The 14312-nt window shown below is 70.5% G+C and carries 11 protein-coding genes; 5 read left to right on the forward strand and 6 right to left on the reverse strand.

The window, feature by feature from the left end; all coding sequences use genetic code 11:
- Window positions 1–464: 464 nt before the first annotated feature.
- Window positions 465–2006 carry a substrate-binding domain-containing protein gene (locus tag ACWEV3_RS37030; RefSeq protein ID WP_452618361.1) on the forward strand — a complete coding sequence of 514 codons (1542 nt, stop codon included), beginning with the start codon at window positions 465–467 and terminating at the stop codon, window positions 2004–2006.
- A gap of 9 nt (window positions 2007–2015) precedes the next feature.
- On the opposite strand, the gene ACWEV3_RS37035 is transcribed toward ACWEV3_RS37030, so the two are convergent.
- The 5 genes from ACWEV3_RS37035 to ACWEV3_RS37055 all read right to left on the reverse strand — a co-directional run bounded on the left by ACWEV3_RS37035 (window position 2016) and on the right by ACWEV3_RS37055 (window position 6400).
- Window positions 2016–2804 carry a hypothetical protein gene (locus ACWEV3_RS37035; RefSeq protein ID WP_452618362.1) on the reverse strand — a complete coding sequence of 263 codons (789 nt, stop codon included), beginning with the start codon at window positions 2802–2804 and terminating at the stop codon, window positions 2016–2018.
- A 6-nt stretch (window positions 2805–2810) separates the two neighbouring features.
- Entirely contained in the window at window positions 2811–3125 is a 315-nt protein-coding gene (locus ACWEV3_RS37040; protein WP_452618363.1) for a hypothetical protein, read from the reverse strand.
- A gap of 13 nt (window positions 3126–3138) precedes the next feature.
- Window positions 3139–3840, reverse strand: coding sequence for a hypothetical protein (locus tag ACWEV3_RS37045; protein WP_452618364.1), 702 nt, complete (start codon window positions 3838–3840; stop codon window positions 3139–3141).
- Between the two features lie 12 nt (window positions 3841–3852).
- Window positions 3853–4221: a hypothetical protein gene (locus ACWEV3_RS37050; protein ID WP_452618365.1), complete on the reverse strand. Its 369-nt coding sequence runs from the start codon at window positions 4219–4221 to the stop codon at window positions 3853–3855.
- Between the two features lie 901 nt (window positions 4222–5122).
- On the reverse strand, window positions 5123–6400 hold the full coding sequence (locus ACWEV3_RS37055; RefSeq protein WP_452618366.1) for a COG1470 family protein: 1278 nt from the start codon (window positions 6398–6400) through the stop codon (window positions 5123–5125).
- A gap of 222 nt (window positions 6401–6622) precedes the next feature.
- Between ACWEV3_RS37055 and ACWEV3_RS37060 the strand changes: the two genes are divergently transcribed.
- The 4 genes from ACWEV3_RS37060 to ACWEV3_RS37075 all read left to right on the forward strand — a co-directional run bounded on the left by ACWEV3_RS37060 (window position 6623) and on the right by ACWEV3_RS37075 (window position 13200).
- On the forward strand, window positions 6623–7246 hold the full coding sequence (locus ACWEV3_RS37060) for a helix-turn-helix transcriptional regulator (protein WP_358566234.1): 624 nt from the start codon (window positions 6623–6625) through the stop codon (window positions 7244–7246).
- A gap of 131 nt (window positions 7247–7377) precedes the next feature.
- Window positions 7378–10440 (forward strand): hypothetical protein, encoded by a 3063-nt coding sequence (locus ACWEV3_RS37065; protein WP_452618367.1) that lies wholly within the window; start codon window positions 7378–7380, stop codon window positions 10438–10440.
- Between the two features lie 4 nt (window positions 10441–10444).
- Window positions 10445–11140: a DUF4255 domain-containing protein gene (locus ACWEV3_RS37070; protein WP_452618368.1), complete on the forward strand. Its 696-nt coding sequence runs from the start codon at window positions 10445–10447 to the stop codon at window positions 11138–11140.
- Window positions 11137–13200 carry an ATP-binding protein gene (locus ACWEV3_RS37075; RefSeq protein WP_452618369.1) on the forward strand — a complete coding sequence of 688 codons (2064 nt, stop codon included), beginning with the start codon at window positions 11137–11139 and terminating at the stop codon, window positions 13198–13200. The genes ACWEV3_RS37070 and ACWEV3_RS37075 overlap by 4 nt, the downstream gene beginning before the upstream one ends.
- A gap of 42 nt (window positions 13201–13242) precedes the next feature.
- On the opposite strand, the gene ACWEV3_RS37080 is transcribed toward ACWEV3_RS37075, so the two are convergent.
- Window positions 13243–14259, reverse strand: a complete 1017-nt coding sequence (locus ACWEV3_RS37080) for an eCIS core domain-containing protein (protein ID WP_452618370.1) — start codon at window positions 14257–14259, stop codon at window positions 13243–13245.
- Window positions 14260–14312 lie beyond the last annotated feature (53 nt).

The following is a 14312-nucleotide window of genomic DNA, read 5'->3' on the forward strand; positions in this document are numbered from 1 at the left end:
ACGCATTCCCCCAGCGTGCCAAGGTCCAGCCACCCGACCGAGCGGACTTTGCCCAACGGCACACGACGAACTCGGATCCCGGTGGGGACCTCTCCCGGAACCGCCGTGCAAGGGTTCCGCAGATCCAGCCGCGAGTGCCGGCGGAATCCGGGGAGCGGGCACGTCGCGAATCACCGGGAACGGCGTCCGGACCGGGAGCGCGCGGAAGACGTGCTTCGGGCATGGCATTGCTGGCGGGAGGCTCTTCCAGACCGGCACGGGTTCGCGAGCTGCGGCAGCGCCATCGACTGGCGGTACTGACCCTGCCGATCGCGCGCCCTGGGGGTGCGGGCGATCGGAGGTCGATCACGATGCGGAACGGTCGGTGAATTGCGGGGAAATTGGTCGGTAAGTGAGACCGGCCGCCGCCGCGGGCTCACTACGTTGACGATCTCGGTTCGTTGCTCGTGCCTGCGGAGGCGGTCGTGGACGGATTTCCCTGGGAGCTGGCGCTCGCGATCGTCGGCGCGCTGGTTCCCATCATGGCCTTCCTGTGGGAATTCGCGTTCGTCGGCCGCAAGCGGCTCGGCTACCGGGTGCAGATGGACACCACGCCCACCGATGTCAGCGCCCTCTACGCGGGTGCGTGGCGGCGTCTGGAGCGGGCCGACGGCGGGCGGTTGGTCGACCCGTCGTTCGTCCTGCTGCGCATCGAGAACACCGGCACCACCAACATCGCCGAGGGCGACTACGGCTTCCCCGAGGACACCTCCGTGGGCATCCGCGTCAGGTTCCCCGGCCGCCGGGTCGCCGGCGTCGTCGTCACCGAGCTCAGCGACCCGTCGCTGGCGACGTACTTCGACGCCAAGGCGCCGGGGCTGGGCATGTCGGACGTCGAGGAGGCCGACCGGACGGTCGGGCTCGTCGAGCTGCCCAAGGTCAAGCTGAACAGCTCCGCGCACTACAAGGTCCTGGTCGTCCTGGAACGCGCGGGGGACGACGGCGGCGGGATCCCGGAACCCGAGGTCGTCGGCACCATCAGCGGCGGTGTGGGCAGCGGGAAGGTGCACGAGACCAAGAGCCAGACCGGCACGCCCCGCTGGGTGGTGGCGCTGGTGTGCTTCCTGCTGATGGTCAGCCTCGTCGAGCCGTTCATCATCGACCTCACCAAGAACGAGGCCCGGCTGGACTGCGCCGCCGGGGATCTCACCATCACGGGCTCCACGGCCTTCGAACCCGTGCTGCGGGAAGCCGCCGCCGAGTACGCGAAGTCCTGCCCGGGGGCCAACTTCAAGTGGGAGATGCGCAGCAGCGCCCAGGGCCTCGAACTGCTCAACAGCACGCGATCGCCCGAGGTGCTGGCGTTCTCCGACGGCCCCAAGGGCGACCGGCTGCCGGAGCTGCTGCCGCAACCCGTGGCGTTCCTGCTGTTCACGATCGTCATCAACCCGGATGCCGGCGTCCAGGACCTCAAGCCGGAGCAGATCCGGGACGTCTTCAGCGGCCAGGTCGCGAATTGGCGGGCCGTGGGCGGCAACGACGTGCCGGTGCGCATCGTCGACCGGGAAGCCCTGTCGGGCACCCGCGCCACCCTGGAGGAGCGGCTCCTCGGCGGGGACGTGGAGCCCGGCGAGAACTCCGACGACTGCGTGGAGCCCAGGAACGAGAGCCTGCGCGGCAGCGTCCTCCGCTGCCGTCGCACCGAGACCCGCAGTCTGCTGGACACCGTGGCCAACACCCCCGGAGCCATCGGCTACAGCGAGCTCCGGGCCGCCGAGAACCGCCGAGCGGAGCTGCGCGAGGTCCGCATCGACGGCCACGGAGCCAGCCTGGAAGCGGCCGACCACGGCGCCTATCCGTTCTGGCAGACGGAGTACGCCTACACCTTCGGCGAACCCGCGCCGACCTCCCTGGCCGCCAGCTTCCGGCGCTACCTGACGAACCAGGTGGGCAGCGACATCATCCGCTCCTACGGCAACCGCCCGTGCGCGGAACTGGCGAACCCGGTGCGGTGCCGCCCCGAGTGACCGCCCAGGTCAGCCCAACGACCAGTCCGCGTCACCGTCGCTGACGGTCGCGTCGCCGAAGGGATTGCGGCCGGGGTCGGGCCAGGCGCCGAGCGGGAAGTCCGTGCCATCGACCGCCTCCCCGTGCAACGCGACCATCTCGGCGGCCTGGGTCGCCACGACCGTGGCGAGTGCACCGATGGCGGCGGTGATGAGTCCGGAGCCCACCGTCGTTTCCTCGATGACGAGGATCGCGCCCGCCCAGGAGAACACCGCCGACTCGAAGGCGGCTATGGCCGCCACCATCGTCTGGATGTACTTGGCGAGGATGAACCCCAGGGAAACGTAGAAGGCCACTCCGGCGCTCGCGCAGAGGGTGAGGGCTCCCGCGGCCTTGCCAGCGATCGTCCCGATGCGAGTGGCGGCCTGCCCCTGCGGTTTGATCGCCGCGGTGTAGGCATCCGCGGCGGCGCCGTGCCACTTGTCGTCGGCGATCATCGCCTCCGGCGTGAGCTGGCCGGCCACCGAGCTGGCTCGTCCGCGCAGGCTCTGCCACTCCCACGCTCGCACGTACATCAGGATCGGCGCGACTGCGGCCTTCAGAAGGTCGACGATCACCTCGCAGACGGCCGTTGCCGCTTCTTCGAGCAGCTCCGCGCACCACGCGATCGCGTCCTTGACCGGTTGGGGAACCCATCCGGCTTGGATCGCGGCCGCAGCTGCCGGGCCGATCTGCGCGATCTGGCCGGTCAGCTCCTCGGTTCCGGCGGTGAGCCGGTCGATGACGGCGCGGAACTGCGCTTCGCTGAACATTGTCACCTGCCATCAGTACAGGTTCCGGAGGACGTGGGTTCCGTCCTCGTCTTCCTGCTCGTAGGTGTCCGCGACGCGCCGCAAGGTGCCGGCCACCTCGCGCGTGCGCTCGACCCCTTCCCGGCACCGGTCGTGGACCTGGTCGACGACCTCGTCATAGGCCGACGTCATGGGGAGGAACAGCCCCGATTCCAGGGCTCCGACGCGAAGTTGCGCGGCCTGCGAGGCGATCACGCCCAGCGCGTCCGCCTGCTCCTCCCAGATGTCGGCCTCCGCCCGGAGGGCTCCCGTTGCGACCTCGACCTCGTTCTTGTCCGGCGGTGCCACGACTGCCTCCCGCTCACTGCGAACCGTGCTTGCCGGGATCGCGCATGATCGAGAAAACCTCACCCAACGCGGAGTCCCACGCCCGGGATTCCCGCGATCGTTGCGCCAGCTCGGCCTTCAGGTTCGTTCGGGCTTGGATCAGGGCGTCGCTCAAGGCGTGCGTCAGCCGCGCCCCGCCGAGCGGACCGATCCACTCGGGATCGGCCGCGCAGGACGACTTCCCCGTCTCCGCAACCGTCAGGGTGAGCTTTCCCGCCGCAGCGGTGCCGATTCCTCGAACGACGGCCCGAGGACGCCGAGCCTCATCCAGCGAGGTGAGCATGTGCTCGATGAGCACGTCCAGGTCCCGCGGCGCGCCTTCCGGGCGCAATTCTGCCGGTGTACCAGGACGATCCAACTCGTCGGGTGCTCGGCGTTCCTCGGCCAGGAAGTCCCCCCAGCTCGCCATGCGCCGGGTCAGGGCCGCATCGGCCGCCTCGGCCACCGCGCCCGCGAACTCATCGGCGGCGAGCTTCTCGAACCACCGCGGGCGAACCCGGATCGCGACCGGAATCCCGTCCGCGTCCAGCCGGACCCGAACGGCTCCGGTGCGGTCAACTCCCTCGACGTCGCGTGACGCGGCCCGCGCCGCGTTCGTCAACGACGAACGGGCCGCCCGCAGCCGCCGGCCGAGCGGCTCCAGCCTCGCCACCGGGTCGGCATCCCCCACGACCATCCCCACCTCGTCTCACATCGCGGGGCTCGGCCCCGCACGGCGCGCCAACTGCGTGGCGACCACGATCATCCCCACCACGCCGGCGAACAGCAGCATCCCGGTTCCCGTCGACTCCGGACCCGCGGCACCGAACACGCATTGCAGACCCCACGCCGCCACGCCGCCAGAGGTGACCGCCATGAGCACCGATGCCAGCAGTCCCACCAGTCGCGCGCCCCGAAGCAGCAGCACCACGAAGACGGCCACGACAACCTCGACCATGGCCGCGATCACGATCGTCGCACCGGTCAACCCGAATATCGGCGTCGACGCCACGCCCGCGAAGGAGGCGACGACAAGCGCCACCGCGAAGGACGCCGCGGAAACCGCACACCACGCCAAAGCCACACCAGGACGCCGCACAGGCATGAGCCTTCCCATCACGTCAGCCGGCAACGCGCGACCGCCGGTAGGTACTTCACCGCCGACCAGCGGAGCCCCACAACACCGGGAGGACAATGTCCCAGCGCCGCCGACGCAGCAGGAACCGCCGATCAGGCCAAGACCGCACCACCGAACGAAAATCACCTTCGCGGCGCAAGCGCCGCCGGAACTCCGAGAGCGAGCCCACCGATCGCGGGCCCTCGCCGATCTTGGTGCACCGATGCCGCCGATCGGGCGTTTCTCCCGCGGATTCACAACCATCGGATGACGCGGAAGCGGAGTGTGAAATGTGTTAAGTATTAATGAAATCGCTTCGCGAAAGCGCGCCCCCGGGGGGCCAATCGCGGAATTCCGCTCCTGTACCGAGCGCGTTCGCGATTTCCACAGGCGACGAAATTTACGCTTATCATTGCGATTTCGTGCTCATATGAGCAAATCCGACGGACGGGGTACGAACTCTTGCTCCGTTCGCCTGTAGTACACTGTGGACAATCGAATGGACCATCACACAGATGCCGCATTGCGTTCGCGCTTCCGGGATCGTCCAGGACTTCGCCGAACAGCCCTGCCCGGCATCCGACGTGGGAATACCGAGCGGGCGATCCGCGTGAACCGAACCCGGAAGATGCCTCCCGACTACTACTGAATGGCCCACCTCGCCACCCCCGGATGGCCGATCAGCCGCACCCCGGAAACCACTCCTCCCGCCGGAACCGGAAAGGTTGCGGTGTTTTCCCGCATATCGATCTTCGTGGTTTTCCGCGCAGTTTCGTGGTTTCCTGGCGGAACAGCGCTATGAGTTGATGGGCGAAGGGGCATGCTAGGGGAGCAGATGCCGAATAGCGACAACTGGGGCGGATCATCGAGGCGCGTCGCGGAGCACACCGCTGACGTTGAGCAGTTCCACGCACCGCCCCGCCTGCTGACCGGACGGCGGCGTGCCCGGCCGGGCGCAGCGCACGGTCGCGGTGACGTCCTCGTCGGCCGGGATCTCGATCGGCGTCACCCAGTGGTAGTCCTGGTTCCGGAAGGTCTCCAGCGCGATCGTGGTGATCACCCGGTCGCCGAAGCGGATGGTGAGCAGGCCCTCGTCCCCCTGGTAGTTGGCCAGGACGAGGTCCGTCACGAAGAAGACCTTGCCCTCCGGGGCCTTCGCGGAACGCGAGAGGTTGGCGCCGGGGTTGGTGACCACCTCGATGGTCATCGAATGCGGCCCGCCGTTGCCGGGCGGAACTCCCGGAACGTCCGGCGGCGGCGGAGGCGGGGGCGGCGGCTGCTGCCCGTTGTCCGGGGGTTTGGGCGGTTCGGCGGGTGGCGGCGGCACGAGTTCGCCGTTCTGCGCCATCTGCTTCGCCTCTTCCCTGGCGGCCTCCCGCGCCGCGCTCAGCAGCGCCGGGCCCACCATGAAGAGCCAGGCCAGCAGCAGGGCCAGCAACAGCGCCAGCAGGGTGAGCAGCCACCGCGGCAGCAGCGGGAGCTGGACCAGCTCGCCGTCCAGCTCCTCCGGCTGCGGCGGCTCCCCCTCCAGCACCTCCGCTTCGGTGGCGGCCGTGATCAGGAACCGGTGGCTGGTCGGCTTGCCGAACCAGATGAGTCCGCTCGACCGCGCGCGCAGCCGGACCTCGGTCCGCTCACCGGGTTCGAGCGCGGGGCGGCCCGACTCGAACCGGAAGTTCAGCTGCTCGGCCGGATCGGTCGCCGACAGCGGTATCGCCGCGGGCGTGTTGCCCCGGTTGTGCAGTTCCACCTCGTACCGGCCGGTCCGCCAGGCGCGGCGCCGCTGCGGGATGAGCGCGGCCTTGAGCCTGTGGAACGGGGTGATGATCACCGTCGTCTCGGGCACGGTCACCAGGTCAGGCCGCTCCACGGGCACGACCCGCACGGCCAGCGGCACCTCGCCGGCCCGCACCTCCGGCGACCGGGGCGGGCGCAGGTGCAGGGTCACCACGTCCTGGGTTCCCGGGTAGAGCGACAGCCGGGTCGGTTCCACCGTCGTCCAGGCGGCGCATTCGCCGACCACCTCGAACTCGTACGCCTCGACGATCTCGGTGTCGTTGCGCACGGTGAGGGTCGTGGTCGCCTCCCCGCCCGGATTCACCACCACCGTGGCGCTTTCGAGTTCGGCAAAAGGGCTCACCTCCGAAAAGCTAGGCGGCCCGAGCGGTTTCGAGCAGGGCGGTGAGGGCAGCGCGGGGGCAAGGCGGCTGCCCGCGGCAACGGCGCCGCGCTGCCCTCGCGAGCGGCGGTCCCGCGCCGCAGGCCTGATCCGGCACCACCCGAAGTTCGCCCGGCGGCGGGCATCGAGCAGGTCTCACCGAGAACACGCAGCGACAGGACCCGGTTCTAGGGAGAGGACACGATGACGAGAGTCCCGGTGGCGGTCTACGCAGGGGATCCCATTCTGGAGTTCGGCGTCACCCAGCAGTTGCGCCCGCGCCCCGAGGTGGAAGTGCTGAAACCGAGCGAAGAAGCCCGGGCCGAGGTGTCGCTGGTCGTGATCGACCGGCTGGACGACGCGGCCGGGCAGCTGCTCCGCCGGCTGCAGCGGACGTCGTCGGTGCGCACCGGCCTCATCGTCAGCGAATTCGAGCAGGACGCGCTGCAAACCACCATCGAATGCGGGGTGGCGGCCGTCCTGCGCCGCCGCGAAGCGGACCAGGACCGCATGGTCGGGCTGATCACGGCACTGGTCCGCGGCGAGGGCATGCTGCCCGGCGACATGCTCGGCCGGCTGCTCGACCACGTCGGGAAGCTCCAGCGCAGCGCCGCCGCCGCGGTCCGGCCGATCCTGTCGACGCTGAACACGCGCGAAGTGGAAGTTCTCCGCCTGATCGCCGACGGCTTCGACACCAGGGAGATCGCCGTCAAGATGTCCTACTCCGAGCGCACCGTGAAGAACATCCTCCAGGAGGTCACCACGCGCCTGCAGCTGCGCAACCGGGCGCACGCCGTCGGCTACGTCATGCGACACGGCCTGATCTGACCCGCCGCCCACCGGGCGTTGCCCGAAAGTGCCGGAGCCCTGCCCGCTCGCCTGCCTGTCGGGATCTGGGAGCGAGGCCGGGTGCCGGGACAGGATGCCGGGGTATCGGTCGCCTGCGGTGGAGGTCAACCGTGATCGGCAGCATGCCAGGATTCCGGCGCGGCTCAACGCGTTTCGGGATCGCCCTGGTCGGCGTCGTGCTGTTGCTGGACGGGCTGATCAGCGTTCCGACCACCGCGGCGCAGGCGCCGCCCCGGCCGGCCGCCGAGCAGCCGCCGGCCCGCATCGCCTACTCGGGCACCGAGCACCGCAGCCTGGGCGTCACCACCACCGGGCTGCCCGGGCAGACGTCGACGCAGCCGCTGCTGGCCGAATCGCCGCAGCACTTCGACCGGGACGTGTCCTCGCGCGGCGGGCTGCTGGTGTTCACCAGCCTGCGCGACGAATCCAAGCCGCAGGTGTACCTGCGGGGCGCCGACGGCGCGGTGCGGCGGCTCACCCGGGGCCGCGATGCCGCGAATCCGCAGCTCTCGCCGGATCTGCAGTGGGTGGCGTTCGACTCGGCCGAGACGTCGGGGCAGAAGACGCAGCGCGACATCTGGCTGGTGCGCGTCGACGGCACCGATGCCCACCGGCTCGCCGAGACCGCCGACAACGACACGCATCCCACCTTCTCGCCGGACGGTTCCCGCATCGCCTACGCCTGCGATGCCGGCGGCCGGTGGCAGATCTACGACCAGGCCTCCGGCGGGGGCTCCCTGCGGCGGCTGACCGACGAGCCGTCCGGCGGCGCGTTCCAGCCGTCGTGGAACCCGGTCGATGACGCCGACCACCAGGACCGGATCGCCTACACCTTCGACCGCGATGGCAACATCGGCGACGCCTCCGATCAGAGCGTGCGGGTGCTCCGGGGCACCGGGACCGGCACGCCGCTGCTGCAAGACGGCTGGCAGAGCCGGGAGCCCAGTTGGCTGCCGAACGGCGGCGGGTTGCTGTTCGTCAGTCCCAACCTCCAACGGGTCGAGGGCGGCTACGCCGCCGCGGCCGACAGCATCGACCGGGTCTACCTGGCCGACACCGCGACGCTGCCCGCTCCCCCGCCCCAGCAGATGCTGGAGGAGGACCGGCTGGTCGACTCCCCCACCTGGCTCACCAACGGGATCACCGGGCGCCTCGTGGTGGCCCGCACGACCGCGGAGCTCCGGAACACCGCGATGCTGCAGGACATCCGGCAGGACGGGTCGGATCCGCGAAGCCTGGGGGTCGACGTGCTCACCGAGGATCCCAAGGCGCTGGTCGACTCCAGCAAGCTCTTCGAACCCGACCCGGGCTTCGACCCGTGGACGCAGCGGCAGAGCTATTCCCCGGACGGCAGCAAGATCGCGGTCAGCCGGTTCGAGACCGTCGGCGGGCAGCGCGTCCAGCGGATCTGGATCGTCGGCGCCGACGGCTCCGATCCCCAGCTGCTGCCCATCGACGACCGCAAGTCCGGCGACTGGGAGACCGACGCCGCGTGGTCGCCGGACGGCACGAAGATGGCCGTGGCCCGCAGGTCGCCCGGCGCGATGGAAGAAGGGCGAGGCCGGAGCCGGATCGTCGTCGTGAACGTCGCCACCGGCGAGGTCACCGGGCGCCTGCAGGGTGCGAACGCGGAGGAGGACGACACCCAGCCCGCGTTCTCGCCGGACGGCAAGCAGTTCGCGTTCAGCCGGGGCAGGGTCGCCGACACGGACAAGCGGGAGAACCACATCTGGATCGCCCGCGCCGAAGGCCTCGACCGGCAACGCGACCTGAGCGAGCTCGTCTGCCTGTGCGACGTGGTCGACGACAGCCCGGCGTTCTCACCGGACGGGCGCAGCATCGTGTTCAACCGCGAGCCCGACGGGTTGTACCGGATGTACCTGGCCGACGACCGCTGCGAGGTGCTGCTGCCGAAGGGGCTGTCGAGCTGCGCGGACCGGCCCGACGGCGGCGACACCGGGCCGTTCCAGCCCCGGGACGCAAGCCTGTCGCCGGACGGCGAGCAGATCGTGGTGTCCAAGCGCCCGGTCGAGGACTTCAACCCGCCGGAGCACCTGGCGGTCCTGGACGCGGCGAAGGGGCGGCTGGACCCGATCACCAGTCGGCTCCCCGGGCGGCAGAAGGAACCGACCTGGCAGGCGACCATCGACCTGGCGCTGACCGCTCCCCCGTCGTCGGCGACCGTCGAGGTCGGGTCGTCGGTGCCGGTCACGGCCACCGTGCGCAACAACGGCCCGGCCTCCTCACCGGGCACGAAGGTGACCCTCGACGTGCCGGACGGGCTGCGGCTGCAACGGCTCCGGGCGCAAGGGGGCAGCTGCGACGCCGAGCAGGCGCGATGTGATCTCGACGTGGTGCAACCGGGGAAGTCCATCCAGGTCACCGCGGAACTCGTCGGCGTGACCACCGGGAACCACCGGCTCCGCTGGGCGGCGGGCAGCTCGATGCAGGACGCCCGCCCCGGCGACAACACCGCGACGACGGTCGTGCCGGTGGTACCGGTGCCGCCGGATCCCCCGCCGCCTCCGGACGCCAATCCCGCCGTAGCGGTGGGAGCGCAGCCGAATCCGTCCTATGTGGGCGGTCGGACCGACGTGACCTACACCGTGCGCAACACCGCTGACGGCACGGCGACGGGCCTGACCCTGGAGATCTCGCTACCACCCGGCGTCCCGGTGCTCAGCCTGCCGCCGGACTGCTCGGCGGTGCGGTGCGCCCTGCCGGACCTGCCTCCCGGCGGAGTCGTCACCAAGCAGGTGGTGCTGGCGCCGAACGCGGCGCTGGAGTCGGTGATCGGCGCAACGCTGCGGACCACCGGGACGGACACCAACCCGGCCGACAACGCCGCGACCACCCCTTACCGCGTGCTTCAGCCCCGGATCGTCGCGGTGCCGAACATCGGCGAACCCGGCTTCGTGACGTCCGTCCGGGGCATCGACTTCCCGCCGGGAGCCCCGGTGCGGCTGCTGTGGACGCCCGGCATCACCGCCGCCGCGGCGCCGACGCTGCCCGGCCCGGACGGCAGGTTCGCCGCGCAGCTGCTGATCCTGCCCAAGGACCAGACCGGACCGCGCACCATCATCGCGTCCGGCCCCGGATTCGGCCCCGTCACGACGCAGTTCCTGGTGGTGGCACCCACGATCGCGCCGCCGGAGCTGGTCGAGTGGAGGTGATCGGGTGATCCACGAGGTGGACGAGGGCCTGCGCCTGCTGCTGGCCGACGGGGGCGTGCCGGGCTCCGGCGTGGAACTCGCCTTCGACCCGCCCACGACGGACTGGGCGGCGAAGCGCAACTCGCCCACGGTCAGCGTCTTCCTCTACGACATCAGGGAGGAGCCGGACCTCCGGCGCGCGGGCGCGTTCGAGCAGTACGACGACGACGGGAAGATGATCGGCTGGCAGAGCCCGCCGCACTGGTTCCAGCTCTCCTACCTGGTGACGGCGTGGACGAACCGCCCGCAGGACGAGCACCGGCTGCTCTCCGACGTACTGCGCTGCCTGGTGCGCCACGACGCGCTGGCGCCGCAGTGGCTCACCGGGACGCTGGCCGAGCTCGGGCTGACGGTGTCGTTCGAGGCGGGCGGGACGATGGCGGAGGGCCGGTCGGCCTCCGATGTGTGGTCGGCGCTCGGCGGGCAGCTCAAGCCGTCGATCAACCTGCGGGTGACGGCGCCGCTGGCTGGCGAGCGGATCCCGGCCGGGCCGCCGGTCACCGAAGGCGTTGTCCTGCATGCGGAAAGCTCGGGTGCCCCGGTGAACGAGTCCGCCCGGCGGTTGCGCTACGACGGGCCGACCACGGCGGAAGGCACCGGCTTCGCCCCGACGCGCCCGCGCCCGGAGCCGAAGCGGCGACGACGGGGCACGATCTCGTGACCGGGCCGGACCTGAACTACCTCTGGGCCCGCCTCGGGCTGATCGAGCGGCGCGTCCGCGAGGTCGTGGCGACGCGGCGGGCCGCCGACCCGCAACCGGACGATCCCTACCGCGGGCTCTACGTCACCCCGGACGACGTCGACCGCATCCTCGCCTCCCCGGCGAAGTCCTGGGCCGCGACCCGCGACGACGATCCCGCGGCCGCCGAGCTCGACCCGCTCGCGGCGGCCGTGCCCGACCCCGGGCCGAGGTTGCTGCGCCTCGCCGAGGATTTCGGCCTCGCGGCGCTGGATCTGGAGCTGCTGCTGGTGGCGATGGCGCCCGACGTCGACGTCCGCTTCGAACCGCTCTACGGCTACCTCAACGACGACGTGACCCGGCGGCGGCCGACCACCGGGCTGGCGCTGGAACTGTGCGGGGTGCCCGCGGCGGGTGACGGGCGGTTCCGGTTCGCCGCGGGCGCGCCACTGGTCGCCGGCGGCCTGCTGGAGGTGCAGGAGCCGGAGCGACCGGCGCTGTCGCGGACGCTGCGGGTTCCCGACCGCGTCGTGGCGCACCTGCTCGGCAACGACGACATCGACCCCCACGTCGCGCGCCTTGCCCATTTCGCCCATGCCGATCCGCGCTCGCCCGACGTGCTGGCCAAGCGAATCGGCGCGGCGCTGGACACCGGGATCCGGCTCGTCCACCTCACCGGGGCAGAGGGCGCGCTGCAGGTCGCGACGGACGCCCTGGCGGTCAGCGGTCGTAGCGCGCTGGTCCTGGACGCCGGGGAGCTGGCCGGTGAGCCGGAGCCGCTGCCCGTCCTGCCCGCGCTGATGCGCGAAGCGCGGCTGCACCGCGCCGGGATCGTGTTCGGGCCGCTGGAGGCGTTGGAGCGCGAGCAGGCCCGGTTGCTGCGGGCGATCGTCGCGTCGGCGGCGGGCATCCCGCTGTTCCTGCACGGTTCCCGCGGCTGGGATCCGGCCTGGTCGCGTCAGGCTCCGGTGTCGATCCGCGTCGCGGCACCGAAACCGGAGCAGCTGGCGCGGACCTGGCGGCAGGCCCTCGCGGCGGCCGGTGACGCCGCAGCGGTGCCCGAAAGCGCGCTCGTCGATGCCCTCACCGGCTACCGGTTGGACGCCGACCAGGTCGGCCGGGCGGCATCGGTGGCGACCCAGCTCGCCGCGCTCGACGCTCGCCCGGTGGGTCTTGAGGATCTGCGGGCGGGCGTGCGCGCCCAGAACGGCGCGGGCCTGGAACGCCTCGCCCGGCGCATCACGCCGGCGGTCGACTGGGACGACCTGGTGCTGCCCGAGCCGACCCATCGCCACCTGGCCGAGCTGTCGATGCGCGCCCGGCACCGGGACCTCGTCCTCGGTGACTGGCGGATGCGTCCCGGCGGCGGCCGCGGGCGCGGTGTGATCGCGTTGTTCGCGGGCGAATCCGGCACCGGCAAGACGATGTCGGCGGAAGTGGTCGCGGCCGATCTCGGGATGGACCTGTACGTGGTGGATCTGTCCACAGTGGTCGACAAGTACGTCGGCGAGACGGAGAAGAACCTGGAGCGGATCTTCACCGAGGCGGTCGGCGTGAACGGGGTGCTGCTGTTCGACGAGGCGGACGCCATCTTCGGGAAGCGCTCCCAGGTCAAGGACGCCCACGACCGCTACGCCAACGTCGAGTCGGCATTCCTGTTGCAGCGCATGGAAACCTTCGACGGCATCGCGATCCTGACGACGAACCTGCGGGCGAACCTGGACGATGCGTTCACCCGCCGCCTGGACGTGATCGCCGACTTCCCGATGCCGGGCCCGGAGCAGCGCCAAGCCCTCTGGGACCGCTGCCTCGGCAGCGCGATCCCCCGAGCGGAAGACCTGGACCTGGCGTTCTGCGCGGAGCGCTTCGAGCTCGCGGGCGGCTCGATCCGCTCCTGCGCGATCACGGCCGCCTACCTTGCGGCGGAGGCCGGTAGGCCGGTGGGCATGGACGAGCTGATCACGGCAGTCCGCCAGGAGTACGGCAAGCTCGGGAGGCTGGTGCTGGAATCGGAGTTCGGGCAGTGGGCGGCAGGGTCCTGATCTCCCGATGATGCCCCACATCGACCGAAACCAAGAACAGCGTCAGACATCTTGTTTCAGCGCATCTATGTCCTGCTGGGAAAGATCCTTGCTGACCTCGATCTGCGGATGCGCTCCCAAGGCGTCCAGTGCCTTGTCGGATGCCTTCTTACCGCCTCGCACCTTGGCGTGGTAAAGGCCTCGCACAACGAGGACGATCTTGAACTTGTAGACTCGATCGCCGTCTTGGATGCCATTCGTCGCCAGGTCGAGGATCGCCTCGGTGCACCCCCTGCTCTTGTTCGACGTCGATGGAAGGCCGTCGCGCGACTCGGAAGTGCAAGGCGACTTGGTGACCGAGAAAATGACCTTGTGATAGCGATGCGGGCCCGGCTTGAACTTGTCCAGGTTGTTCCGCAACCCGGCGATCAGAATGTCCTCGGCGTGCATGGCTTCCTCGTCGGCGGAACCAGGAACGTTCGTCGCCGTCAGCAGGTTCTCGTCGCCCCCAGAATCGTCGGTGTAGATCAACGACGCGTGGGTCTGGAACCGCTTCTCCTTGTCCACCTCCCCCTGCGCAGTGGTGCCGAACCACTCTTCGTTCGTCATCAGACCAGAACGGGGTCCAGGATTGGACGCCGGTGCCCTCTGCAAAGCCTCCTCCGCCACGGGCGAATCGATCTCGCTCGCGACCCGATTCCGGTGTGATAACGCCATCGCGTGCTTCGCGTTCTGCTCCGCTTCCCGCTCGAAGCGGTCCGATGGATCTGACACCTTCAGGCCGTCGCCGTTGTCGGTGCCCGCGACGGGGCCGGAGCGTTGCTGGATGACGTGGGTGAGTTCGTGGGCGAGGGTGTGCTCGTCGGTTCCGCCTTCGCCGATGACGACGTGGTTTCCGGAGGTGTAGGCGCGGGCGCCGATTTCGGCCGCCGAGCGTTGCGCGGCCGGTCCGGTGTGCAGGCGGACGTCGGAGAAGTCCGCGCCGAGGCGGCTCTCCATGTCCGTGCGCACGGGCTCGTCCAACGGCTCTCCGGACGACCGCAGCACGTCGTGCACGGTCGAACGCTGCACCTCCTCCACGTCGCCACCGCGGACGTCAGCGATCGCCCTTGCTACGGCGGCATTCCCCAGCG

It is taken from the genome of Saccharopolyspora sp. NPDC003752 (assembly GCF_053605825.1).